This window comes from Streptomyces sp. NPDC047108, from assembly GCF_040643575.1.
Taxonomy (GTDB): Bacteria; Actinomycetota; Actinomycetes; order Streptomycetales; family Streptomycetaceae; genus Streptomyces.
Genome location: NZ_JBEYUP010000015.1, coordinates 1 through 25,678 on the forward strand (window position 1 = coordinate 1; position 25,678 = coordinate 25,678).

The 25,678-nt window shown below is 70.7% G+C and carries 13 protein-coding genes; 3 read left to right on the forward strand and 10 right to left on the reverse strand.

The features are described from left to right. The 5 genes from ABZ822_RS24445 to ABZ822_RS24465 all read right to left on the reverse strand — a co-directional run. On the reverse strand, positions 1-10,045 hold a 10,045-nt coding region (locus ABZ822_RS24445), incomplete at its 3' end, for a type I polyketide synthase (RefSeq protein ID WP_360858073.1). A gap of 393 nt (positions 10,046-10,438) precedes the next feature. After that, complete coding sequence (locus ABZ822_RS24450) at positions 10,439-12,160, reverse strand: bifunctional 3-(3-hydroxy-phenyl)propionate/3-hydroxycinnamic acid hydroxylase (protein ID WP_360858076.1); 1,722 nt, start codon at positions 12,158-12,160, stop codon at positions 10,439-10,441. Between the two features lie 13 nt (positions 12,161-12,173). Further along, entirely contained in the window at positions 12,174-13,094 is a 921-nt protein-coding gene (locus ABZ822_RS24455) for a VOC family protein (protein WP_360858079.1), read from the reverse strand. Between the two features lie 71 nt (positions 13,095-13,165). Further along, positions 13,166-14,041, reverse strand: coding sequence for a fumarylacetoacetate hydrolase family protein (locus ABZ822_RS24460; RefSeq protein WP_360858082.1), 876 nt, complete (start codon positions 14,039-14,041; stop codon positions 13,166-13,168). 561 nt (positions 14,042-14,602) lie between these two features. Further along, a complete protein-coding gene (locus ABZ822_RS24465; RefSeq protein ID WP_360858085.1) occupies positions 14,603-15,028 on the reverse strand; it encodes a YciI family protein in 426 nt (141 codons plus the stop codon). 190 nt (positions 15,029-15,218) lie between these two features. On the opposite strand from ABZ822_RS24465, the gene ABZ822_RS24470 reads away from it, so the two are divergent. Further along, complete coding sequence (locus ABZ822_RS24470) at positions 15,219-16,037, forward strand: SAM-dependent methyltransferase (RefSeq protein ID WP_360858087.1); 819 nt, start codon at positions 15,219-15,221, stop codon at positions 16,035-16,037. 22 nt (positions 16,038-16,059) lie between these two features. Here the strand turns inward: ABZ822_RS24470 and ABZ822_RS24475 are convergent, their stop codons facing one another. From ABZ822_RS24475 to ABZ822_RS24485, 3 genes are all read right to left on the reverse strand, one after another. Then, the gene (locus ABZ822_RS24475; RefSeq protein ID WP_360858089.1) at positions 16,060-16,506 is read right to left on the reverse strand and encodes a PaaI family thioesterase; all 447 of its coding nucleotides are present in this window, start codon (positions 16,504-16,506) and stop codon (positions 16,060-16,062) included. A 232-nt stretch (positions 16,507-16,738) separates the two neighbouring features. Further along, complete coding sequence (locus tag ABZ822_RS24480) at positions 16,739-17,887, reverse strand: IPT/TIG domain-containing protein (protein ID WP_360858091.1); 1,149 nt, start codon at positions 17,885-17,887, stop codon at positions 16,739-16,741. Positions 17,888-18,318: 431 nt separating this feature from the next. Further along, a complete protein-coding gene (locus ABZ822_RS24485; RefSeq protein WP_360858094.1) occupies positions 18,319-19,743 on the reverse strand; it encodes an amino acid permease in 1,425 nt (474 codons plus the stop codon). Positions 19,744-19,978: 235 nt separating this feature from the next. Here ABZ822_RS24485 and ABZ822_RS24490 point away from each other — a divergent pair, with 235 nt between their 5' ends. Together ABZ822_RS24490 and ABZ822_RS24495 are read left to right on the forward strand one after the other, a co-directional pair. Further along, complete coding sequence (locus ABZ822_RS24490; protein WP_360858097.1) at positions 19,979-21,121, forward strand: C45 family peptidase; 1,143 nt, start codon at positions 19,979-19,981, stop codon at positions 21,119-21,121. 44 nt (positions 21,122-21,165) lie between these two features. After that, a complete protein-coding gene (locus ABZ822_RS24495; protein WP_360858100.1) occupies positions 21,166-22,131 on the forward strand; it encodes a MurR/RpiR family transcriptional regulator in 966 nt (321 codons plus the stop codon). A gap of 184 nt (positions 22,132-22,315) precedes the next feature. On the opposite strand, the gene ABZ822_RS24500 is transcribed toward ABZ822_RS24495, so the two are convergent. Then, entirely contained in the window at positions 22,316-23,569 is a 1,254-nt protein-coding gene (locus ABZ822_RS24500) for an aminotransferase class I/II-fold pyridoxal phosphate-dependent enzyme (protein WP_360858103.1), read from the reverse strand. A gap of 336 nt (positions 23,570-23,905) precedes the next feature. After that, complete coding sequence (locus ABZ822_RS24505; RefSeq protein WP_360858425.1) at positions 23,906-24,517, reverse strand: PAS domain-containing protein; 612 nt, start codon at positions 24,515-24,517, stop codon at positions 23,906-23,908. Between the last annotated feature and the right edge of the window lie 1,161 nt (positions 24,518-25,678).

A 25,678-nucleotide genomic window follows, 5' to 3' on the forward strand; every position in this document is an offset into this window, starting at 1 on the left:
CATCGGCCAACTCTGCCTCGATCTCCTCCACATGCCGGGTGTGCGAGGCGTAGTCCACCGGAACACGACGCGCCCGGATCTCCTCCGCCTCACAATGCGCCATCAACTCATCCAGCGCATCCGCGTCCCCGGCCACCACCACCGAACCCGGACCATTCACCGCAGCGACATCGATCCGGCCCACCCAACCGGACAGCAACTCCTCAACCGCAACAAGCGGAAGAGCGAGGGAGACCATGCCCCCACGCCCCGCAATCGCCCGGATCGCCTTCGAACGCAGCGCCACCACCCGCGCCCCGTCCTCCAACGACAAACCACCCGCCACCACCGCAGCCGCGATCTCCCCCTGCGAATGCCCCACCACCACCGACGGCCGCACACCACACGCACGCCACACCGCAGCCAGCGACACCATCACCGCCCACGTCACCGGCTGCACCACATCAACATCCGCCAACTCAGCCCCGTCGCGAACGACATCACTCAACGACCAGTCGACAAACGGACTCAGCGCCCGCTCACACGCCTCCATCGACTCCGCGAAGACCGGTGAGACATCCCAGAGCTCCCGGCCCATCCCCACCCACTGCGCACCCTGACCCGGAAAGACGAAACCCACCCGAACCCCGCTACCGGCCACCACACCGCGCACCACACTCCCCACACTCACGTCATCGGATGTCAATCCCCCTAGCTGTTCGGCGAGTTCACTCGGCTCTACGCCCAGGACGACCGCTCGGTCCTCGAAGGCCGTCCGTGTCGCCGCCAACGACCAGCCCACGTCCACCGGCCGCACGTCCGCACCGGCAGTGCCCACGTACGACGCCAACCGGCCCGCCTGACCGGCCAAACCGGACCCGCCACGCCCCGACACCACCCACGGCACCGGCCCCCCGGCCACGAACACCGGGGCGACGACGTCGCCGGTGGCCCCCGGCTCCGGCTCAACCTCCGGCCCAACCGGTGGCGCCTCCTCCAGCACCACATGCGCGTTCGTCCCGCTGATGCCGAACGACGACACACCGGCCCGACGCACACGCCCCTCGGAACCGGGCCACTCCACCGGCTCCGTCACCACCTGCACCGCACCGGCCGACCAATCGACGTGGGTGGAAGGCGCGTCCACGTGCAGCGTGCCGGGCACCTGCCCGTGCCGCATCGCGAGCACCATCTTCATCACGCCGGCCATGCCGGACGCGGTCTGGGTGTGCCCGATGTTGGACTTGACCGAGCCGATGAGCAGCGACCGGTCGGCCGTACGGTCCTGCCCGTACGTCGCCAGCAGGGCCTGCGCCTCGATGGGGTCGCCCAGCCGGGTGCCCGTACCGTGCGCCTCGACGACGTCCACGTCACCGCCGGTGAGGCGGGCGTCCGCCAGGGCGGCCCGGATCACCCGCTGCTGCGAAGGACCGTTGGGCGCGGTGAGACCATTGCTCGCGCCGTCCTGATTGATCGCCGAACCCCGCACCACCGCCAGTACGGGATGACCGTTGCGTCGTGCTTCCGACAGCCGCTCCAGCAGCAGCACCCCCACACCTTCCGCGAGGGAGAATCCGTCGGCGGCCTCGGCGAAGGGCTTGCAGCGGCCGTCCGGCGCGAGCCCCCGCTGCCGGCTGAATCCGACGAACGGCGCCGGGTCGGCCATGACCATCGCGGCACCGGCCAGGGCCATCGAGCATTCGCCGGACCGCAGTGCTCGTACGGCGAGGTGCAGCGCGACCAGCGACGACGAGCATGCCGTGTCGACGGTGACCGCCGGTCCCTCCAGGCCGAGCACATACGAGACGCGGCCCGATGCGACGGCCGTCGAGGCACCCGTGACGAGATAGCCCTCGGTGCCGTCGGTGCCGCACCCGAGGAGCGTGCCGTAGTTCTGGTCGGTGATGCCGGTGAAGACACCGGTGTTGCTGCCGTGCAGGGTCTTCGGGTCGATTCCGGCCCGCTCGAACGCCTCCCAGGAGGTCTCCAGCAACAGCCGCTGCTGCGGGTCCATCGCCGCCGCCTCGCGCGGGGATATCCCGAAAAAGGCCGCGTCGAACTCCCCGGCGTCGTGCAGGAATCCGCCGTGCCGGACGTAGCTGGTTCCGTGCCGGTCGGGGTCGGGGTCGTAGAGCCGCGTCGTGTCCCAGCCGCGGTCGGTGGGGAAGCCGGTGATGACGTCATCCCCGGCAGTGATCACACGCCACAGATCGTCGGGGGACGCGATGCCGCCCGGGTAGCGGCATCCCATGGCGACGATGGCGACGGGGTCGTCGTCGGCGGCATGCCCGGGTGAACCGGCCGCGGCTACGGGCAGGTTCGTGGGGTGCTGCGGCGACGTGCCGTCTCCCAGGGCCAGTTCGCGGAGACGGGAGGCGAGGGCGGCCGACGTGGGGTGGTCGAAGACCACGGTCGTCGGGATCCTGAGTCCCGTACGGGAGGTGAGGCGGTTGCGCAGCTCGACCGCCCTCACCGAGTCGAAGCCCAGCTCCTTGAAGGCATAGGCGGCGTCGACGTCATCGGCGGAGTCATGGCCGAGGACGGCGGCCGCCTCGGATCGTACGAGGTCCAGTACGAAGCGGTCGTGCTCGGCGGCCGGCAGACCGGCGAGCCGCTGGGCGAGCGTCGACACCGCTCCCCCACCCTGACCGCCCGGGCCTACGGCATGGGCCGCCCCGCCGCTCGGCCTCGGTTCCAGATCGGCGATGAGCGGGGCGGGGCGAACGGCGGTGAAGACCGGCACGAACCGGGCCCAGTCGACGTCCGCAACGGCCACGACCGTGTCGTCGTGGTCGAGGGCCGTCTGCAGGGCCACCATGGCCGGTTCCGGGTCGATGACGGGGATTCCGCGGCGGCTCAGCGGATCACGCATGTCCTCCGCGATCATGCCGCCGCCGCCCCACGGTCCCCAGGCCACCGAGAGCGCCCGCAGCCCGTGCGTCCGGCGGACACGCTCGGCGAGTGCGTCCAGGGTGGCGTTCGCCGCGGCGTACGCCGCATGGTCGGCGACGCCCCACACCCCGGAGATGGAGGAGAAGAAGATCAGCGCGTCGGTCTCGGCCGGGTCGAGGACATCGGCGAGGTGCCACGCGCCGGCGACCTTGCCGGCCGTGACCTCGGCGAATTCCGCGAGGTCAAGGCGGTCCAGCTCCCCGAGGTCGCTGACCCCGGCGGCGTGCACCACCGTCCGTACGCTCCGACCCTCCGCACGGAGAGAACCCAGCAACTCCACGAGCGCGTCGCGGTCGGCGACATCGCAGGCGGCGACCGTCAACCGGGCGCCCAGTGCGGCGACGTCGGCCTCCAGCTCCGCCAGCGCCGGGTCGTCCGTGGCACCGCGGCGACTGACCAGGACCACGTCCTCCGCCCCGCCGCGCGCCAGCCACCGGGCGACGTGTGCACCGAGCGCACCCGTACCGCCGGTCACGAGCGCGGTGCCGCGCGGCGTCCAGCGCCGCCCGGAAGACGTGCCGTCGGACGGACCCGCCGTGCCCGACAGTGCGGCCGGAACGAGCCGCCGTACGAATGTGGTGCGGGCGCGCAGGGCCACCTGATCCTCCGTGCCGCCACCGGGCGACGCCAGCACGGCGCAGAGAGCGACCGCATCCCGGCTCTCGAACCGCTCGGGAAGGTCGATCAGCCCGCCCCAGCGCTCCGGGAACTCCAGGGCGGCGACCCTCCCCAGCCCCCAGATCGCCGCCTGGGCCGGGTGGGCAACCGCCTCCTGGTCCCCGACGGCCACGGCACCCCGAGTGGCACACCACAGAGGGGCGCTCACCTCGGCCCGGCCGAGCGCCTGCACGAGGGACACGGTGAGTGCGGCACCGGTGGGCAGCACGGGATGATCGGGCAAGGGGGTCTCGTCCAGCCCGATCAGCGACAGCACACCGCTGACGGGGGCCGAAGGGTCGGCCAACGTCTCGTTGAGCGCGGCCTCCAGGACTTCGGCGTCGGCGTGGCGATGCGTGAGTTCGAGTACGCGGACGTCGGCGCCTTGGAGGGCGAGCGCGTCGGCACAGACCGTGACGAGGTCGGTGGTGCTGTGCTCGTGGGGGGTGACGAGCAGCCAGGTACCGGTGAGAGCCGTGGTCCGCGCCTCGCGGCCGACCGGCTTCCACACCACCTTGTACCGCCACCCGTCCACCGCGGAACGGGCCACCTCCCCCTTCCGCCAACTCGACAACGCGGGAAGGACACCGGCCAGTTGCTCGCTCTCCGGCAACCGCAACGTCTCCACCAGAGACTGAAGATCCCCGCGCTCGACCGCCTCCCAGAAACGCGCATCCACCTCCCCACCCGACCCCACAGCGGATCGGGCAGGCACGGTCCGCTCCAACCAGTAACGACGGCGCTGAAACGCGTAGGTGGGAAGGGCGACGGTACGGGCGCCCTGGCCCGCGAGGACCTTCGTCCAGTCGACCGGGATGCCCCGCACCCACGCCTCGGACAGCGACGTCAGGAAACGTTCCGCACCACCATCGTCACGACGGATGCTGCCCACCACCACGGCATCCGGGGCAGCCTCCTGCACGGCCATCCCCAGCACCGGATGCGAACTCACCTCGACAAAGGCGCCGTAACCCAGGCCGATCAGCCCCTGGACAGCCTCACCGAAACGCACCCGCTGACGCAGATTCCTGTACCAATACCCACCATCCAACGTGGTGGTGTCGACCAACTCCGCCTCAGTCGTCGAGAAGAACGGCACCTCACCCATGCGAGGAACAACCGGCGCCAAAGCATCGGCCAACTCTGCCTCGATCTCCTCCACATGCCGGGTGTGCGAGGCGTAGTCCACCGGAACACGACGCGCCCGGATCTCCTCCGCCTCACAACGCGCCACCAACTCATCCAGCGCATCCGCATCCCCCGCCACCACCACCGAACCCGGACCATTCACCGCAGCAACATCGATCCGACCCACCCAACCGGACAGCAACTCCTCAACCTCAACAAGCGGGAGCGCCACCGAAACCATGCCGCCACGACCGGCAATCGCCCGGATCGCCTTCGAACGCAGCGCAACCACCCGCGCCCCGTCCTCCAACGACAAACCACCCGCCACCACCGCAGCCGCGATCTCACCCTGCGAGTGACCGACCACCACCGACGGCCGCACACCACACGCACGCCACACCGCAGCCAGCGACACCATCACCGCCCACGTCACCGGCTGCACCACATCAACATCCGCCAACTCAGCCCCGTCGCGAACGACATCACTCAACGACCAGTCGACGAACGCACTCAGCGCCCGCTCACACGCCTCCATCGACTCCGCGAAAACCGGCGAGACATCCCAGAGCTCCCGCCCCATCCCCACCCACTGCGCACCCTGACCCGGAAAGACGAAACCCACCCGAACCCCGCTACCGGCCACCACACCGCGCACCACACTCCCCACACTCACGTCATCGGAAGCCAACTGCTCCAGATCCGCGCCGAGACGGCTCAGCTCCCCGCCCAGGACGACCGCACGGTTCTCCAACGCCGCACGCGTCGCCGCCAGCGACCACGCAACATCCACCGGCCGGACGCCCTCGGGAACCGACTTCACGTACGACGCCAACCGGCCGGCCTGACCGACCAGCCCGTCACCACCGCGCCCGGACACCACCCACGGCACGAGCCCTTCGGCCGTGAGCACCGGAGTGGGCATGTGCTCGGCCCCGGGCTCACACTCCAACTCGGCGTCGGGCTCAGGCGCGGGCTCAGGGGGAGGCTCTTCCAGCACCACGTGCGCGTTCGTGCCACTGATGCCGAACGACGACACACCGGCCCGACGCACACGCCCCTCGGAACCGGGCCACTCCACCGCTTCCGTCAGCAGCGACACCGCACCCGCCGACCAGTCGACGTGCGGAGTCGGCTCATCCACATGCAGCGTCCGCGGAAGAAGACCGTGCCGCATCGCCAGCACCATCTTCATCACACCCGCGACACCGGCCGCCGCCTGCGTATGCCCCACATTCGACTTCAACGACCCCAACCACAACGGCCGTTCACGATCCCGACCGTACGTGGCCAACAGAGCCTGCGCCTCGATCGGATCACCCAACGTCGTCCCCGTACCATGCGCCTCCACCGCATCCACATCCGCCGGAGACAATCCCCCGTTGCCCAGAGCCGCCCGGATCACGCGCTCCTGCGAAGGACCGTTCGGGGCCGTGAGACCGTTGCTCGCACCGTCCTGATTGATCGCCGAACCCCGCACCACCGCCAGTACCGGATGCCCATGGCGCCGCGCATCCGACAACCGCTCCAGCAGCAGCACCCCCACACCCTCGCCCCACCCCGTACCGTCAGCACCCGCCGCGAACGGCTTGCACCGACCATCAGGCGCCAACCCCCGCTGCCGACTGAACTCCACGAAGATGCCGGGCTCCGCCATCACGGTCGCCCCTCCGGCCAGCGCGAACGAGCACTCGCCGGAGCGCAGCGCCTGGACGGCCAGGTGCAGAGCGACCAGGGACGACGAGCATGCCGTGTCCACCGTGACCGCCTGTCCACGGAGACCGAGGCTGTACGCGATGCGCCCGCTGGCGACACTGCAGGAGGTGCCCGTCAGCAGAAATCCCTCGACCGATTCGGGGGCATGCTGCAGTCCGGGGCCGTACTCCTGCTGCATCAGACCGAGGAAGACTCCGGCGTCGCCGTCACGCAGAGACTCCGGGTCGATCCCGGCCCGCTCCAGCGCTTCCCAGGAGGTCTCCAGCAGCAGACGCTGCTGCGGGTCCATGGCGATGGCCTCGCGCGGCGAAATGCCGAAGAAGCCGGGATCGAAGTCCCCCGCGTCGTAGAGGAACGAGCCGGACTGCGCGTACGTCGTGCCGTGGTGCTCGGGATCGGGGTGGTACAGGTTGTCCAGATCCCAGCCGCGGTCCGCGGGGAAGGCCGAGGTCGTGTCGCCCTCCGTGGAGAGGAGTTCCCACAGCTCCTCCGGCGTGCGAACACCGCCGGGAAGACGACAGCCCATGGCCACGATGGCGATGGGGTCCGCATCGGTCGCCGGCCCCGGACCCGCAACCATCCCGGGATCCGCCCCGGTGCCGCCATTGAGCAGGCCACGCACATGACGAGCGAGTGCCTGGGGAGTGGGGTGATCGAAAAGAACGGACGCGGAGAGGGAGAGTCCGGTCTCCGCGACCAGCCGGTTCCGCAGATCGACCGAGGTCGCGGAATCGAAGCCCAGGGCCTTGAACGTGAGCGTCGCGCCGACGTCACCCGGCGAGGCGTGACCCAGGATGACGGCCGCGTGCGCACGGATCCGCTGCTCCAGGTCGTCATACAGCCCCCGGGCAACGTCCGGCCCGGCGTCGCCGCCCGTCTCGACGGGTACGGGCAAAGGGGCGGAACGACGGGAGGTACCGGCGCCGAACCAGTGACGCCGCCGCTGGAAGGCGTAGGTGGGAAGGGCGACGGTACGAGCGCCCTGGCCCGCGAGGACCTTCGTCCAGTCGACCGGGATACCGCGCACCCACGCCTCGGACAGCGACGTCAGGAAACGTTCCGCACCACCATCGTCACGGCGGATGCTGCCCACCACCACTGCATCGGGGGCGGCCTCCTGCACGGCCATCCCCAGCACCGGATGCGAACTCACCTCGACAAAGGCGCCGTAACCCCGGTCGATCAGCCCCTGGACAGCCTCACCGAAACGCACCCGCTGACGCAGATTCCTGTACCAATACCCACCATCCAACGTGGTGGTGTCGACCAACTCCGCCTCAGTCGTCGAGAAGAACGGCACCTCACCCATGCGAGGAACAACCGGCGCCAAAGCATCGGCCAACTCTGCCTCGATCTCCTCCACATGCCGGGTGTGCGAGGCGTAGTCCACCGGAACACGACGCGCCCGGACCTCCTCCGCCTCACAACGCGCCACCAACTCATCCAGCGCATCCGCATCCCCCGCCACCACCACCGAACCCGGACCATTCACCGCAGCAACATCGATCCGACCCACCCAACCGGACAGCAACTCCTCAACCTCAACAAGCGGGAGCGCCACCGAAACCATGCCGCCACGACCGGCAATCGCCCGGATCGCCTTCGAACGCAGCGCCACCACCCGCGCCCCGTCCTCCAACGACAGACCACCCGCCACCACCGCAGCCGCGATCTCCCCCTGCGAATGCCCCACCACCACCGACGGCCGCACACCACACGCACGCCACACCGCAGCCAGCGACACCATCACCGCCCACGTCACCGGCTGCACCACATCAACATCCGCCAACTCAGCCCCATCGCGAACGACTTCGCTCAGCGACCAGTCGACGAACGCACTCAGCGCCCGCTCACACGCCTCCATCGACTCCGCAAAGACCGGCGAGACATCCCAGAGCTCCCGCCCCATCCCCACCCACTGCGCACCCTGACCCGGGAACACGAACACGGCCCGACCCACATCACCGGCCACCACACCACGCACCACACCCGCGGCACTCACACCACCGGACGCCAACACACCCAGCCCGCCCGCGAGTTCACTCACGTCACAGCCGAGAACCACGGCCCGGTTCTCCAAGGCCGTACGCGTCGCCGCCAGCGACCACGCAACATCCACCGGCCGCACGCCCTCACCGGCCGACTCCACGTACGACGCCAACCGGCCCGCCTGACCCACCAGCCCCTCACCACCACGCCCCGACACCACCCACGGCACGAGCCCCCCGGCCACGAACACCGGGGCGACGACGTCGCCGGTGGCCCCCGGCTCCGGCTCAACCTCCGGCCCAACCGGTGGCGCCTCCTCCAGCACCACATGCGCATTCGTCCCGCCCATCCCGAAGGAACTCACGCCGGCGACAAGAGGCGCGTCGGAGCGGGGCCAGGGGCCGAGGTCGTCCTGCACGCGCAGGCGCAGCGTGTCGAGGGGGATCCCGGGATGAGGTGTCGCGTAGTTGAGACTCGGCGGAAGTTCGCGGTGCTGGAGCGAGAGCACCGCCTTGAGAAGCCCGGCGATTCCCGCCGCGCCTTCCAGGTGGCCCACGTTGGTCTTCACCGAACCGACGCGCAGCGGCTCGTCGTCGGCCCGTCCGGAGCCCAGAACCGCGCCGAGGGCGGTGGCCTCCACCGGGTCCCCGACCGGCGTACCGGTTCCGTGGAGTTCGACGTACTGGATGTCGTGCGGAGCCGCCCCGGCATTGCGCACGGCGCGGCGGATGACGTCTTCCTGGGCGCGAGGGTCCGGCGCGGTGAGGGTGTCACCCCCGCCGTCGTTGTTGACGGCGCTTCCGCGGATGACGGCCCGGATGGGGTCGCCGTCGGCGAGAGCCCGGTCCAGGGGCTTCAGTACGACGAGCCCGCCACCCTCGCCGCGCACATAGCCGTTGGCGCGGGCGTCGAAGGTGTAGCAGCGGCCGTCCGGTGAGAGCGCGCCGAAACGGTGGGGATAGAAGCTGCTCTCGGGCGCGAGTTGCAGGTTGACACCCCCTGCGACGGCGATGTCGCTGTCGCCGCCACGCAGGCTCTCGCAGGCGAGGTGGAGCGCGACGAGGGACGACGACTGGGCCGAGTCCAGGGTGAGGCTGGGGCCGCGCAGGCCGAGGAGGTAGGAGAGCCGGTTGGCGATCAGGGCGCGGTGGACGCCGGTGAAGGACTGGTGGGTGACGCTCTCCGGGCCGAGCGCGTGGTGCAGGGTGGCGTAGTCGTCGTGCGCGGCACCGATGAACACGCCCGTGCAGCTGTCCCCGAGCTGTCCGGGGACGATACGGGCATCCTCCAAGGCCTCCCAGGCGAGTTCCAGGACCAGCCGCTGCTGCGGGTCCATGGTGTCGGCCTCGCGGGGCGATATGCGGAAGAAACCGGCGTCGAAACCGTCGACCTCGTCGAGGAACCCACCCCAGCGGGGTGCGTCACCGGGCGAGCTCTCGGCGGATGATCCGGCAAGTCGTAGGCGGTCGGCAGGGGTTGGGCGTACGGCACTGTCCCCGGCGCGCAGGAGGCGCCACAGGGCGTCGGGGTCCGATGCCCCGGGCAGGCGGCAGGCGAGTCCGATGACGGCGATCGCGGGCTGGGGCGCGGCGCTGAGCCCATGCGGACTGCGTACTGACTCGCTCATTCCACTCCACCAGCTTGTCGGACCAGCACGCACGGACCGCTGACGTCAGGTGCGGCGTGCGTGCGGCGTACGGCACAGGTGGCGGTCCGCACCGGCCGGTCACGGGTCGGGCAGCAGAATGCGGGGCCGCCGGGCTCATCACGCTATGGGGGCATGGACTAGGGCGGCCCCTAGATCACGTCCGCGACGATGCGCAGGGCGGCGGGAGGCGTGGTCAAGGGCGTGGCCCCCCGGGGTCCGGCAGCGGCGGGGGCAGGTGTCCGCGAGAGCGCGCCGCTCGGCGCCGGAGAGCCGGAGAGCCGGAGATGATCATGGTGGCTGTGTCGCCCGGTACAGGACGTGTGGGGTGTACGAGGTGATCCTCGGGTGGGCTCCGGGAGCCGCCACCTGCCGTCAGCCCCGCAGGTGGAGCTGCGCGCGGAGGGAGGCGAGGAGCCGGGGCAGGTCCTCGAGAAGCGGTACACCGCCGAAGACGTAGTGGTCAGGGCGCACGAGGACGGCCTGCTGGCAGAGGTCCGCCAGAAAGGACCGGCAGATGCCGTCGAGGTCCTCGACTTCGTGGGGCCCGGGCGTCGTACCGGCAGGCACGACGTGGAGGAGGCGGATGCCGAGGCGCTCGCAGAAGCGCAGGTCGTCGGGGCCGAGCACGGTGCGCGGGTCCTCCATGGCCAGCAGGGTGAAGCCGGTGCCCACGAGTTGGTCCAGCAGGCCCGTACGGCCCGCATGGCGCACCCGCCCCTGGCGGCCCAGCTGCCCGGCGGGCGGAACGGGTACACCGGGTACACCCCCGCCGCCGTCACCACCACCATCGCCCCCGGCGCGGCTGTCACCCGCACCGTGCCCCCCGCCGCCCCCGTAGGACAGCACTCCCCCGGTGAGCGTCTGCGGCGGCATGCCCTTCAGGGGCTCGCCGCCTGCCCGCCGATCGGCCAGCATGCGCCGGTCACGCTCGGCGGCGGCCTCGGGGTCGGGTTCGCAGATGATCTTTCCCAGGTGTACGGACAGGGAGATCGCGTGCTGCAGATGTTGCGAGCGCTCCGTGGTGTAGCTGTCCAGGAGCCTGGGGTGGGCGGCTCCCGAGAGGACGAGGTCGAGTCTCCAGCCGAGACCGGCCGCGTCCCGGAGGCCGGAGCACAGGCCCTGTCCGGCGAACGGGGGCATCTGGTGCGCCGCATCGCCCGCGAGGAGCAGGCGTCCGTCGCGCCAGCGGTCGGCCCACCGCGCCTGGAAGGTGTAGACGGTGTTCCGCTCCAGCGTGGCGTTGTCAGGGGTCAGTCCCCATGGACGCAGGAGAGCCCAGGCCGTCTCCACCCGGTTGAGTTCCGCGATCGGTTCCCCCGGCAGGCGCATGAACTCCCAGCGGCGGCGGCCCGGTCCGCCCGAGACGGCCGTCGTCGGCCGGGCGGGATCGCAGATCTGTGCGTTGCGGGGGGACCACACGCGGCCGGTGTCGTGAGGGATGACGTCGAGGACCAACCAGTCGAAGAAGAAGCCGAGATCGGTCATGGAGGTGTTCATGCGCGACCGTACGAAGCTGCTCGCTCCGTCGCAGCCCACCACGTACTGCGCCGTGATCGTGCGGTGCTCATGGACACCGCCGCGGACACCGTCGTGCGACACCGGCCGCTCCCCCGCCGCTTCGGCGACCGTCAGCCGGGTGGCCTCCGGTTCCTGGACGAGTCCGGTGGCCTCCCAGCCGCGGAGGATGTCGATGCCGGGGACCTCGCGGGCGCGCTCCTCCAGTGCGGCCTCCAGGTGGGGCTGGGTGAAGATGTTCATGTGCGGCCAGCCGGAGTGGCTGGTGTCGTCGAAGGCGAGTCGCAGCAGGGTCTCGCCGTGGCCGTTGAGCCACTCGTAGTCGCGGGCCGGTTCGCTGATCCGCTCCAGGACGTCGGCGAGTCCCATGGCGGCAAGGATGCGGGCCGCCTCATGGTCGAACACGACGGCGCGCGGCAACGGGTAGGGACGCGGCCACCGTTCGACGACCGCGACGCGCCTGCCGCGGGTGCCGAGTTGGATCGCCGTGGCCAGCCCGACGGGGCCCGCGCCGACGACGAGGACGTCGTACGCGTCGTGCGGCGACTCCGCGTTGCGCGCCGTCCGGGGTCCGTCCATCGCCCGCTCCTCCTCAGCCCGCGTCATGGGCGCCGGTCATGAGCGCGGCGAGGTCTTCGGGTTCGAGGAACGAAGGCGGCACGGGAGGGCCCCAGGCGTAGAGGGCTCGTATGTCCTCCCAGACGCGCGGGGTCCACAGGTGGTCGTCGACGATGCAGTCCATGTCGGCGAAGTACTCGGAGAAGTTGCCCGCCGGATCCTTCAGGTACCAGAAGAAGTTCGATCCGAGATGGTGGCGGCCCAGCCCCCACACGTGGCGCTCCGGGTGCCCCTCCAGCATGCGGGTCGCTCCCCTGCCCACCTCGTCGACGTCGTCGACCTCCCATGAGGAGTGGTGCAGGAACGGGACGGGAGCGCGCTGCACCAGGACGTTGTGGTGGTCGGTCGAACAGCGCAGAAAGGCGGCGCCTGGGACGAGATCGCTGACCTGGAAGCCCAGCCCGTCCGTGAAGAAGCGCTGCGACGCCTCCTGGTCGGTGGAGCCGATGACGACGTGTCCGAGCCTCCGCGGACGTACGGGCTCCTCGCGCAGCACGCCGGGAGCCCTGCTGCCGGGTCGGCCGGTGAGACCGGGGCCGTTGAGAGGTACGGGCGGGGCCGGGTGCTGGGCGATACGGGTCCGGACCTCGACGGTGACGGCGACCTGCGTTCCGGCGTCGGTCGACCGCAGGCGGTTCCCGTCCCGGGTGAACGGCACGTCGAGCCGGTTGAGCGCGGCGGCGATGCGGCCGATGTCGTCGGGGTCGTCAGCGGCGACCACCAGCTCGTGGAGGCGCCGGCGGTCCGCGTGGACGATGCGCAGCTGCTCTCCCCCGTCGGCCGAGGAGAAACGGCCGGGGCCGAGGGCGGTGAGTCCGAAGTCGGCGTAGTACGCGTGCGTCGCGTCGACGTCGGGCACGCCCATCGTGATGCGGGCAAGGCGGTGCAAGGGCATGGTCTGCTCCTGGTGGTGGGGAGACTCCCGGTGGGACCGCTGGTTCGACGCGGTCCGGCGGCGCGTTGCGGTCAGGCGTCCGGGCCGTGGGGGTGGGTGATGCCGGCGGTCAGCGCGGTGTCGAGCGTTCCGATGCCCTCGATCCAGCTGTGCAGCACCTCGCCCGGTGCGAGGAACCGGCGCGGTTCCCGCGCTCCGCCGACGCCTGCCGGAGTTCCGGTGAAGACGAGGTCCCCGGGCAGGAGGGGGCAGACCGCCGAGATCCGGGAGATCTGGTCGGGGACGGAGAAGATCATGCGGCCGGTACGGGACTCCTGCATCGTTTCGCCGCTCACCGCACAGCCGATGGCCAGGTCGTCGGGATCCTCGACCTCGTCGGGCGTGACGAGGAAGGGCCCGGTCGGGCTGAAGCCGGGGAAGGACTTGCCCAGAGAGAACTGCGGTGCGTGCCCGCGTAGTTGAAGGCGGCGCTCGGAGAGGTCCTGACCGACGGTCAGGCCCGCGATGTGCGACCAGGCGTCCCGCACCGCCACCCGGTGGGCGCGGCGACCGATCACTGCGACCAGTTCCACCTCCCAGTCCACGAGGCGGCTGGGGAGTTCCACGGTGTCGTACGGGCCGGTGACGGAGGCGGGGAACTTGGTGAAGACCGAGAGGTGTTCAGGGATCTCGAACCCCGACTCACCGATGTGGTCGGCGTAGTTGAGCGCCACGGCGAAGATCTGGCGGGGCCGCGGCACGGGAGCCCTCAACTTCCGCTCGTCGAAGGGCACTCCGTCCTCCGATCGTGCCGCGGCTGTCGACGCCCAGTCCGTGAACGCGTCCCAGCGTTCGAAGACCGCCTGCGGATCGGAGGAGAAGAGGCGGCCCGAAGCCTTCTCCACGTCCACCGCCGTGCCGTCGTCGCGCACGAGAACGAGTCGGTCGTCGAGATTGGCTGTGCGCATGACGCACCACCTCCAGGCAGTCGGGGGTTTCCGGTTCCGGTCCGGCCACGGCCGGCGCGTACCGGTGGCCTGATGCCGCCGGTCCGCGCTCGGACCCGGTGGATCGCCGGGTGACGTCCACGCGTTCCGAGTCAACCGGGGCGACCCTGTCCCGCTCTCGGGCTCCGGGCGCAAAGAAGGGACCGGCGACTGCGCTCCCGGCCAGGCGCGGCTGCGCCGCCTGAGCGCATGGCCGAGCGGGGACGGCCTCCGGCTTGCGTCGCATGCACAGAGCGCGCGATACGAGCCCGGGCCGGTCCCGGTCCGCCGTGCGCGGAAGCCCCCGGCGGGCGAGGAGCGCGGCCGCGGCCCTCACGCACCGCCGTCCGCCAGGCGCCCCCGCTGGTGCGGCGCGTTCAGAGGCGCCGGGGCCGAGGCGCCCCGCGGTCGGCCGCGAGCGCGCCCGGCTCCCGGCCGTCCCCCAGCTCAGCGAGGCCCCTGCCGACCATGCGGAGGGCCGGGGGCCTGTGGCGGTGTCCGCGCATCAGGCCCCCGGCTCGTCGTGACGGATCTTCCGCCCGCTCAGACCTCGCATCCCGCTTCGTCGGGCTCCCCGACAGGCCGGACGATCACCGGCGGGTTGTCCGTGGTGCCTTCCGGCACGGGGCACCGGTAGGCGCGCGCCGCGATCTCGTAGGCGCGCTCGGGGCTCTTGACGTCCACGAGCCAGTACCCGGCCAGCACCTCCTTGGCCTCGCCGTAGGGGCCGTCGGAGACGACCGGCGTACCGTCCACCGCCGCGGTGACGAGCCTGGCCTGCTTCGGCTCCGCCAGGCCCTGGCCGTCCACGAGCTCGCCCCGAGCGGTGAGGTCGTCGTTGAGGGCACCCATGTGCTCGAACATCGCCTTGAGGTCACTCTCGGTCCACACGGGAGAACCCTCGGTGGCCTTGCCGTTCATGGCGTCGTAGTCGGACTGCTTACCGGTCAGCATGATGATGAACTTCATCGTCCTCACTCCCTTCACCTGAGACATCGGAACGGGACGGGCTTTCTCGACATCCGTCGGAGGGCTTTTCCCGGGTACCCAGGACCGGGGGCACCAGTGGCGCGGGGTGGCCGAAGTGCCGGGCAGGCCGCCGACCTGCCGCCCTACAATGACCGACCACACAACACTGCGGTCAGCAAGGGGAGTTGCCATGACAGACGCTGGGGTAGTGGACCCGGACAAGCCCAGCATTGCCCGCGTCTACGACTACCTTCTCGGCGGTAAGGACAACTACGAGGTCGACCGCCACATAGGTGACAAGTTCAAGCACGAACTTCCCGGCTCCGTGGTCATCGCCCACTCCAACCGTCAGGTCCTCGGTCGCGCGGTGCGGGCCATCGCCCGGGACACCGGAGTGCAGCAGTTCATCGACATGGGCAGCGGGCTGCCCACGGCCGACAACGTCCACCAGATCGCCCAGCGCCATACGCCGTCGTCACGCGTGGTCTACATCGACAACGACCCGATCGTCCTCGCTCATGGCCGGGCCCTGCTGGCGGAGAACGAGAACACCCGCGTCATCCAGGCCGACGTCCGCACGCCCGACGCCATCCGCAACCATCCCGACACCACGGCACTCATCGACTTCGACCGGCCGGTCGCCGTGATCCTCAGCGCGATCCTCCACCACATCAACGACGACGAGGACCCCATGGCCGTCGTCCGCTACTGGCAGGATCTCGTGCCGAGCGGGAGCTATGTGTTCATCTCGCACTTCCGCAGCGGCCACAACGAGGAGACCGCCGAGGCGGAGGCGATTCTCCAGCAGACCTTCGGCCGGGGGCGGTGGCGCAGCGACGACGAGATTCGCGCCCTGTTCGGGGACATGGAACTCCTGGACCCCGGCGTCGTACCGACCTCGCTGTGGCGGCCGGAGCAGAGCCCGACCGTGTTCGGCGAGGACGGCGGAACCCGGGAACTCACCGTATGGGAGCAGCTGATCGTCGCCGGGCTCGCCCGGAAGCCGTGACCGCGGCGGCGCCGCGCGGACTCTAGGGCGCGCTTGCCGCCTCGCTGAGCGGAATGACGCGGGCGGTGGCGGATGCGGTCGCGATGATCGCTTCGCCCGGGTCCAGGAGGACGCCCTCGAGGTACGCCAGATCCCCTGCGCGGTGCACCACGCGCCCCTTGCCGGTGATCCGGCCGGGGCGTGTGGAACGAAGGAAGCTGACCTTCATCTCCAACGTGGACTGGAACTCGTCGGGCGCGAGCGTGGCCAGCAGTGCCGGGCCGACGGTGTCGTAGAGCATCGCGGAGAGAAAGGCACCCAGTACGTTGCCGAGAGGATTGGTGAAGTCCTCGGTTGCCGCGAACGCGAGCTCGATCGTGGCGTTCTCCGTGTCCGCGGCGATGAACTCCAGCCCCAGCGTGGCCGCGGCAGGGGGAATGGGTGCTCGCCCCTCGACCCCGTCCCAGAACGGCCCCGATCGTGCGCCCATGCCCGGTCTCCTCTCCGCTGCCCGTACGGACTCCTGGTCATCATGCGGCAAGGGGCCGGGGTGGGAGGGGAGCGGCGGGGCGGGGCGGGCGAGGAAGCGGTAACGGGTGTCTGCGAAAGGCGCCGCGGCCGGGGACGGGCGAGGGCCCGGACAGGTTTCCGTGTCCGGGCCCTCGCGCCGGGCGGGGAGGGAATGCACCGAGGCGCATCCCCTCCGGCCGACCGGGCGACCGTCAGACGTAGGTGTAGCCGCCGGCCACGGTGGTGCTGCCACCGAGGGTGGTGACGGCGACCGTCGCGGGTCCGGCCATGCCTGCCGGGGTGAAGCCGATGATGGCCGTGCCCGCCGGATTGACCGACAGACCGGTGGCCGCGACCCCGTTGAACGTCACCGACGCACCGTTCAGGTTCGACCCGGTGATCACGAACGCCGTACCGCCCGCGGCGGTCCCCGAGGTCGGCGTGATCGCGGTGGCCACCGGCAGAGGCGGCGCGGTGTAGGTGTAGCCGCCGGGGACGGTGGCCGTGCCGAACGCAGTGGTGACGACCACCGTCGCGAGCCCGACCGCACCCGCCGGGGTGAAGCCGACGAGGGCTGTGCCCGCCGGATTGACCGACACACCGGTCGCCGCGACCCCGTTGAACGTCACCGACGCACCGTTCAGGTTCGACCCGGTGATCACGAACGCCGTACCGCCCGCGGCGGTCCCCGAGGTCGGCGTGATCGCGGTGGCCACGGGCAGCGGCGGAGGCGCCACATAGGTGAAGCCACCGGCGACGGTCGTACTGCCGAGGGGGGTGGTGACGACGACCGGGACGTTCCCGGCAGGTCCGGCCGGCGTGGTGCCGGTCAGGACCGTGCCCGTCCCGTTGATCGACACGCCGGTGGCCGAGACCCCGTTGAAGGTGACGGACGCGCCGGTGAGGTTGGTGCCGATGATGGCGAAGGCCGTGCCGCCGGCCGTGGGACCGGTGTTCGGCACGAGAGCGCTGACGGTCGGACCCACCGGCACGGCGATGTAGGTGTAGCTCAGCGCGTTGGTGGTGCCGTACGGGGTGGTGGCGACGACCGACACGGCGCCCGCGGCGTGCGGGGGCGCGGTGACCGTGACCGAGTTCCCGTACTGATTCGGAGTCACATTGGTGGCGGGGGTGCCTCCGAAGGTGACCTGGAAGGTGCCCTGCAGGTTCGCCCCGGTGAGCACCACGGTGTTGCCACCGGCCGTCGACCCCGAGTTCGGGTTGATGTCGTAGAGCCGGGGATTCCTGGGCCAGTTACCCCCTCCGTCCCCCGGCCAGTCCCCGGGCCAGTCCCCCTGTGCCGCGGTCAGCGCATTTCCCGCGGACGCCATGCTTCCTTGCTGCTGTACTGCTCCGGACATGGTTTCTCCTTGAGACAGCAGTCCCCCCGTTCGGGGCCTTGGCTGTCACCGTCATGGTTGCTGGATGAATGTGACGGTAGGGTCCGCATGAGACCGGAAGAAGGCGCATACACAGTGCCGATGATGCTTCCGTAACCAAAATGACCATATGTAAATGAGCGGTCGCCAAATGCCAGCCCCCGGCGTACGCCGGGTTCTGCTGTCGAGCCGGCTGCGGAACGCCGCGCCGAAATGCATAACTGACTGAGCATCATATTCTTTTGCTGCACCGGGAATTGATGGAACTCGTCGGTCCGGGCGCTCCGGGGTCCGTCCGTGATCCTGGCGTAGGTCATCTCGAAGCCCGGGTTCCCGCCATCAGGCCGTCGGCCGACCGGACGACGCAGCGCGACATCCGGTCGGCAGGCGCGGTGACGCCAGGGCCGTAACTCCTAGTCGGTGGAGGGGACTTCGGCCTTCGAGACGGGTTGGACCGCCACGGTCGCGCGCGACCGCTGCCGGAGGACCCCGGCGACGACGGCGACCGCGGTGACCAGCAGGGTCAGGACCAGCGAGCGGCGGCTGTCGCTGCCGGCGGCCATCCCGCCGATGACTGCGAGCAGGACGACGAGCACCGCGACATCGAGGTAGGGGTACGCCCACATCCTGACGGTCCGGTTCTCGAAGCCACCGCGGTCCAGCCGTGCGCGGCCGCGCAGATGGGTCACGACGATGCAGAGGTAGACGACGACAGCGATGGCTCCCGAGGAGTCGAGGAGGAACTCGTACACGGCCGTCGTCGGAAGGAAGTAGTTGGCGACGACGGTGAGCAGGCCGACGCTGGAGGCGGCGACGACCGCGGCTGTCGGGACGCCGGAGCGGTTGGTACGAGCCAGCAGCTTCGGGGCTTCCCCGCGCCGGGCCAGGGAGTGCAGCATCCGGGAAGAGGAGTAGATCCCGGAGTTCAGGCAGGACAGCACCGCGGTGAGCACGATGAAGTCCATGATCGTGGCGGCGTTGGGGACGCCGAGGTGGTCGAGGACGGCCGAGTACGGGCTCTGGGTGACGGCGGTGGCGTTCCACGGGAGCAGCGTGACCACGAGGGCGATCGATCCGATGTAGAAGAGCAGGATGCGCCAGACCACGCTGTTGACGCCGCGTCGGACGGCGTGGGCCGGGTCCTTGGCTTCACCCGCGGCCACGGTGACGACCTCGGTGCCGAAGAACGAGAAGAAGACGACGAGGGAAGCCTGAAGGACGGGCAGCCAGCCGTTCGGGGCGACCCCTCCCTCGCCGGTGAGGTTGGACGAGCCCGGAGCGGTCGCGCCCGGAACGGTCCCCAGGACAGCGGCCAGCCCGATGAGGAGGAAGGCCACGATCGCGGCCACCTTGATCATGGCGAACCAGAACTCGAACGTACCGAAGGACTCGACGCGCGCGAAGTTGACGGAGATCAGGGCGATCATCAGGACGAGAGCGGCGATCCAGGTGGGGATAGCCGGCAGCAGGTGGTGGGTGATGGCCGCTCCTGCGACGGCCTCGAAGCCGACGGTGATGCACCACTGATAGGCGTAGAGCCAGCCCACCGTGAGCCCGGCCCAGGGGCCCAGCTCGCGGCCGGCGTAGCTGGAGAAGGAGCCGGTCTCGGGCTGGGCCACGGCCATCTCGGCGAGCATCCGCATCACCAGCACGACCAGGGCGCCGATCGCGGCGTAGGCGACCAGGACGGCCGGGCCGGCCTGCTGGATGGCGCTGCCGCTGCCGACGAAGAGACCGGCTCCGATGACACCGCCGATCGCGATCATCGACATCTGCCGGTTGCCCAGAGCCGGGCGCAGGACGACCGACTCGTCTCTGGCCCTCGGGGACGTGTTCATGGACAGCTCCTGACCGTGACGGGGAGGGGGCGGGCGCGTGCGGGCGGACCACGTGCCGCCGGCACACGCCGACCAGGCACGCGGAGTCAGCCGCACGGGCGGCTCGCGCAATCGGGGCTCGCACGACGACCCGCGATGCAACTAGACTTGCACTCACTATTAAGCTTGCAATCTCCTTGGCGTCAAGAGGTTCGTGCGGCAGGGTTGATGACGGCGAAGGACATGGAGGGCTCGGATGACTGCGGTGGTGCGTGAACAGCGGCTGGCCGGACTGCGCTGGATCGTCGTGGGCGGAGGCCGCCGCGAGGTGTTCCGGGCCCTGGGCGAGACCGCGCGCGAGGACATCCGGGCCGTGCAGGAAGCGATGCCGGAACGCGACGCCCTGCGCCGCTGGGTGAGCACTGCCGAAGGCGGCGCCCGCCTGCAACAGGTGTTGCAGGCCACCCGGACTCGCTACGCCGCGGAGGTCGCCGAACTGGAGGCCCTCGCCGAGGGCGCGGGTGCCGACGTCGACGACCTGCTGCTCGCCAATCTGCGCGGCGACCTCGGAACGGACGACGGCACCGGCTGTACGGACCTGGCCTGGCGCCGCAGCCGGTCCTTCGTGGCCCACAACGAGGACGGCGCCCCCGCGCTGGACGGCCGCCTCATGCTGCTGACTCTGGTGATCGACGGCCTACCGCCCGTGACCGTCCAGTGGTATCCGGGCTTCCTTCCCGCCAACACGTTCACGGCCACCGGCCTCGGGCTGGTCTGGGGGATCAACCACGTGCAGGTCGTCAGGCCGTCCCCCGCAGGCGCGGGCCGCCACTTCGTGGCGCGGGCGCTGCAGTGCGCCCCCACCCTGGACGCCGCCGCGGAACACCTCAGGACGCATCCCAGCGCGGGCGGGTTCGCGTACACGATCGGCGAGCGCGGCAGCGGGCGGGTCGCGGTCGTGGAATCCGCTGCCGGCCGTGTCGCTGCGGTCGAGGCGACCGCCGAGGAACCCCTGCACTGGCACGCCAACCACCTGCGCCACCTCCGCGACGCTCCGGACGTCCCCCCGGCCCCGCGCCCCGGGTGCGAAAGCGGGCATGCGACCGCGGATCTCGGCCAGTACGAGGAGAGCCTCAGCCGTGGGCGAGCGCTGGAGAAGATGCACCTCGGCCCACGGGAGCCGTCCGGCGACTGGTTCCTGGAGGCCCTCACCTCGGCGCCGCTGCCCCATGGCGTTCACCGCACCGCCGCGGGCCCCGATCCGCTGATGACCCTCTGCACGGTCGTCGCCGACCTGACCGGCGACCGGCTGACCGTACGCGGCGCCTCGGGAGAGACGGCCGTGCTCCCGCTGACCGACTTCTCCCGGGGCATCGCGACGTCCGCGAGGGCAATCTGACCCCGGTCCGCCCCGGATCCCCCCGGAAGCGAGAGGATCAGGGCATGGCATCGGCATCACAGCGGGCCCAGCGGACGAAGAAGCCCGAGCAGGCTCCGGACACCTTCGACGCGCTCGTGGCCCTCCTCCACGAGCGCTTCGCCACGCTCACGCCCTCGCAGCGTCTGCTCGCCGACCGGGTCATGGCCGACCCCGAGGGCGTCGCGTTCATGACCGTCTCGGAGCTTGCGACAGCCGTCGGCGTCAACGAGGCCACCGTCGTCAGGTTCGCGACGGGCCTCGGACTCGGGGGCTACCCGGGGCTGACCCGCCTGTGCCGGGAGAGGCTGCGCGAACAGGCCCAGTTGCTGCGCCGGTACGACAACCTGGAGCAACTCGGCGAGGAAGGCGGCGACTTGATCGAGCGGGCCGTCGCCCAGGACCGGGCCAACATCTCCCGCACCTTCGCCCGTATCGACACCGCGAGCTGGGACACCGCGGTGCGAGCTCTGGCCGAGGCACCGCGGGTGCACGTCCTCGGCCTGCGCAAGTGTCACGCCCCGGCCTATCTCCTCGGCTACCTGCTGCGCATGGTGCGCGAGGACGTCGAGATCGTGGCCGGAGGCGCCGGCACCCTCACCGACGACCTCCGCCGGGTCCGCAGCGGCGACGCCTTCGTCGCCGTCTCCATCCACCGCTACACGGCGGAGACCGTGCGCGCCTTCGACTGGGCACGCGCCCGCGGGGCCCGGTGCATCGCGCTCACCGACAACCCGGGATCGCCGCTGGCGCCCCTGGCCGCGCAGGCATTCTTCGTGGATGCCTCCGGGCCCTCGGTGCTGCGCTCCATGACCGCGTTCACCTCACTGGTCCAGGCACTGGCCGCGGGAGTCGCGCGCGTACGGGGACACGAGGTGCGGTCGACCCTTCTGCAGGAGGAGGAACTGCTGGAGGACTTCGGCGTCTACACCGCCGAGGGTTCACGCGGCGCACCGCCCGCCCCGGACGATGCCACCCCGGAATCCGGCTGACCCGGCCAGCCACCGGCGAACGGGACAGCGGTCCGGGCCCTCCTCGCGGCGCGAGACGGCACGGCCGAGCGCAGCACGACCAGGCACACCGCGGTCGCGACCGGCGCGTCCAGGCACGAGTGTCGCGACCGGTCCGAGCACCAGTACGGCCGGGCCGCGGGCCTCGGGAGGATCCGCGGCTCGGTCAGATCCGAGGGGTCAACACGGCCAGCGCGTCGCGCAGATGGTCCAGCGACGCCGAGATCCACGGCAGAGCGGCCGGGTCATCGCTGCGCAGCGCCTCCCAGCGCTCCTGCGCGGTCTCCCCGTAGAGCAGGCTCGTGGCCACCCGGGCGCGCAGCCCACCGGCCGTGTCGCCGAAGGCCTCACCGGCCAGGACGCCCACACCGTGCCGCTCCAGCAGTGCCGAGGCCAGTTCCGCCCCGGTGGTGATGTCCTGACGGGCCAGATACGGGCGCACGGGTTCGAAGTCGGGGTAGAGGTAGAAACCCGCCTCGGGGGCACGGCACACCGCTCCGGCTCGTACGAACTCGCCGTGCACCGCGCGCGCGACGGCCGCGTGCAGCCGCCGCGCGGCAGCGATGTGTGCGGTCACGTCCGGTGGGTCCTGGAGGACGTACGCGGCCGCGGCCTGCATGGGTGCGGCGAGGCTGGACCACACCTCGCTGGCGACGCCGACCAGTTCGCGCATCAGGCGGACGCCCCACGCGTTGCCCGGCACCCGGGCGAGTCCGATCCGCCAGCCGCCCAGGGCCATGGATTTACTGAGCCCACTGGTCACCACGGTCCGCTCCGGCAGGAACGCCGCCGGGCAGGGAGCGGGCCGGCCGTTGTGACACAACTCGGCATAGATCTCGTCGGCGACGACCGCGAGGCCGTGCCGGTCGGCGATGGCGCACACCTCGCGGAGATCCTCCGGCCGGGCGACCGTTCCGGTGGGGTTGTCCGGCACCGTCAGGAGCAGCACACCGGGATTCAGGCCGGCGGCCCGTGCATCGGCCAGGGCGCCCTCGAGGAGTTCGGGGTCCGGAACGCCCCCTGACCCCGCCGGGATGGGGACGTCGACGACGCTCTTGCCGGTCAGGGACGCCTGCGCGGCATAGCTGACCCAGGCAGGACGCGGCAGGACGAGGTCGCCCGGAAGGGCCGCGAGCAGCGCGAAGAGCAGAGCCTTGCTGCCGGGGGCGAACAGCACCTGGTCCGGCTCGGTCACCAGGTTCCGGCGGGTGAACCAGCCGGCCGCGGCTTCCCGCACGTCGGACGAACCGACCACGGCGCCGTAGCCGTTGAGGCCCGCAGCTCGTGCCAGAGCCTCCGCGACCGGGTCGGGCACCGGCAGCCCGGCTTCACCGAAGCCCAGATGCAGCACCTTCTCCCCCGCCGCCTTGCGTGCCTGCAGGGTCTCGTTGATGGCCAGGGTCGCCGAATGCATCGTCACGGCGTCCACTCTCCTCAGAGGAGTCGTCGAGTAGTCGTTCAAGTGTATATGCACTCGACTACGTCGATGCAAATTTCCTTGCATTGCTGCCGCCGGGACGCCTCTCACACCAGGTGCCCCGGCCGGACTCCCGGCCGGGGCACCTGCCCCGCGACACCTGCGGCGGCCCGTGCTCGGCAATCGGCAATCGGCAACCGGCAACCGGAGCGATCCCGCCGCGTGCCGCCCCGACCGCCCGACCGCCAGACCGCCAGACCGCCCCGAGAACGACAGCGGCCGCGACGGTCCTTGTGGACCTGTCGCGGCCGGCTGATCAGCCCCGCCTCCCCGCGGGACTCACTTCACGTACTCCTCCACCACCTTGGGCGGCCACGTGCCGAACTTGAGCACGCCCATCGAGTAGGCGCGGGAGACCAGCGCGGATCGGTTGGGCACGCTCAGGCTGCGGAGCAGCCGCGTCACGTGGTACTCGACGCCCTGCCGGCTCAGGTAGAGCCGCCTGGCGAGCGGGATGGTGGGGACTCCGGCCGCGATCCCCTCGAGGATCCTGGCGTCGATCTCGCTCAGCATCTTCTTGCGGTCGGTGACGACGCCCACGCTCTCGGAGTCCTGCGTCGCCCGCATCAGCACCAGGATCGAGGCGAGTTCGGGAACGTGGCGGCCGCGTACGGCGACTGCCACCAGCGGCGCACTGAAGGCGGAGTCGGGCCCCACGGCGATGACTTCGGCGGCGAACCGGTGACGCCGGCCCTCGAGGAGCCGGGCGAACTGATGCATCAGCGGCTGCCGGCCGCTGGGGTGCACCAGGTCGCAGAAGCTGCGGCCACAGATCTCGTCCGACGAGCCTCCGAACTGCCGGAAGAACTCCTGGTTGGCCTGCCGGATGGTCAGCCTTCGGTCGAGAGTCACCATGTGCACACCGGACTTGTCGAACGACAGCTCCTCCACCCCCGACTCGGGGAGCGGGGCCTCGGAGCCGTGCGATGCGTGCGCCGCTGAATCCACCAGAACTTCTACGGAAGTAGACACTGACTCGTTCCCTTCGAAGTACGTGATACGCGCGGGGGGAACTGTGCGGGAGTCGCGGGGAAATCCCCGGGGAATCACTGAACTCGGTCGGTACTGAATGTGGGGGGTGACGATCGCCGCGGGGGCCCGATCGTCCCTGATTCCGCGAAATCGACCCTAGGCAGCGGCGTCGGACAGGGTCAATCGAGTACGAGCGCAATCGCTTAACCCTGTGGTTCCCGAGCCGAAACACTTCGGTCCCCTGCACCCTCTTGGTTCGGTGCGGTTCGGTACGGGCAAGCCCTCCACCAGGGAACTCTTCCGTACAGCGGGTCAACAACCGCTCGCCCCGGGTAATCCACCATTCCTCCGGCCGCCCCGCTCCGGCACACAGCCGTCCTACGGAACGACGCCTGGAGTGGACCGAAGCCATGGAATTTCGAAAGCCGTTGCCGCGAAGCCGGCGGAGAACACGGACCTCATCGAGAAGCCCTGTTCCGCGTCGAAGGGGACCGGATGGCCCGAGCCCTGCCCCGGAACCCCGGGAATGAGGAAGGACCCACCGCGGACCCGCACCACGCACACGCGCCGGAAAGCCCCGCAGGAGAACCGGCCGGATTGCCGGAGGAGCCTTCGTACCACTCACCGGGCAGAATTCTCCAGCCTTACGTACGCGGCGAAAGCAGGCCGGCATGCGCGGCGAAAGCGGCCTGGAGACCCACCGGACCACACGCGCGGGGCCCCCGCCGCACGGTCCGCGGCGCACCACCGGGCACAGTCCGGATCGCTCACGGCCCGCGACGGTTCACGACGGTGGAGAGCGGTCGATGAACACCGCCCCGCACCATCGGGGTCGACGGCTGCCGACCGGCCGACTCCCCGTCAGCTCCACCTGAACCGGAAGGCCGTCGACGTCACCATCCTCTCGCGCCCTGCGCCCGCACCGCTCTCGGCCGCGGCCGAGAGCCCGTGACGGTCGGTGCCCCCAACGCGCCGACCCTCCGTGACCCTGCCCCATGAAAGCAGCGCCGACTCGATGAACTCCCTAGACCTCGCGGCCACACGGGCCGATGGCGCGCCCGGAATGCCGCGGGCGGGACG

Excerpts from the sequence above, each read along its gene's own strand:
- ABZ822_RS24450 (WP_360858076.1), bottom strand. The coding sequence starts at position 12,160 with ATGGACGGACCCCGGACGGCGCGCAACGCGGAGTCGCCGCACGACGCG.
- ABZ822_RS24455 (WP_360858079.1), bottom strand. The coding sequence starts at position 13,094 with ATGCCCTTGCACCGCCTTGCCCGCATCACGATGGGCGTGCCCGACGTC.
- ABZ822_RS24460 (WP_360858082.1), bottom strand. The coding sequence starts at position 14,041 with ATGCGCACAGCCAATCTCGACGACCGACTCGTTCTCGTGCGCGACGAC.
- ABZ822_RS24465 (WP_360858085.1), bottom strand. The coding sequence starts at position 15,028 with ATGAAGTTCATCATCATGCTGACCGGTAAGCAGTCCGACTACGACGCC.
- ABZ822_RS24470 (WP_360858087.1), top strand. The coding sequence starts at position 15,219 with ATGACAGACGCTGGGGTAGTGGACCCGGACAAGCCCAGCATTGCCCGC.
- ABZ822_RS24475 (WP_360858089.1), bottom strand. The coding sequence starts at position 16,506 with ATGGGCGCACGATCGGGGCCGTTCTGGGACGGGGTCGAGGGGCGAGCA.
- ABZ822_RS24480 (WP_360858091.1), bottom strand. The coding sequence starts at position 17,887 with ATGTCCGGAGCAGTACAGCAGCAAGGAAGCATGGCGTCCGCGGGAAAT.
- ABZ822_RS24485 (WP_360858094.1), bottom strand. The coding sequence starts at position 19,743 with ATGAACACGTCCCCGAGGGCCAGAGACGAGTCGGTCGTCCTGCGCCCG.
- ABZ822_RS24490 (WP_360858097.1), top strand. The coding sequence starts at position 19,979 with ATGACTGCGGTGGTGCGTGAACAGCGGCTGGCCGGACTGCGCTGGATC.
- ABZ822_RS24495 (WP_360858100.1), top strand. The coding sequence starts at position 21,166 with ATGGCATCGGCATCACAGCGGGCCCAGCGGACGAAGAAGCCCGAGCAG.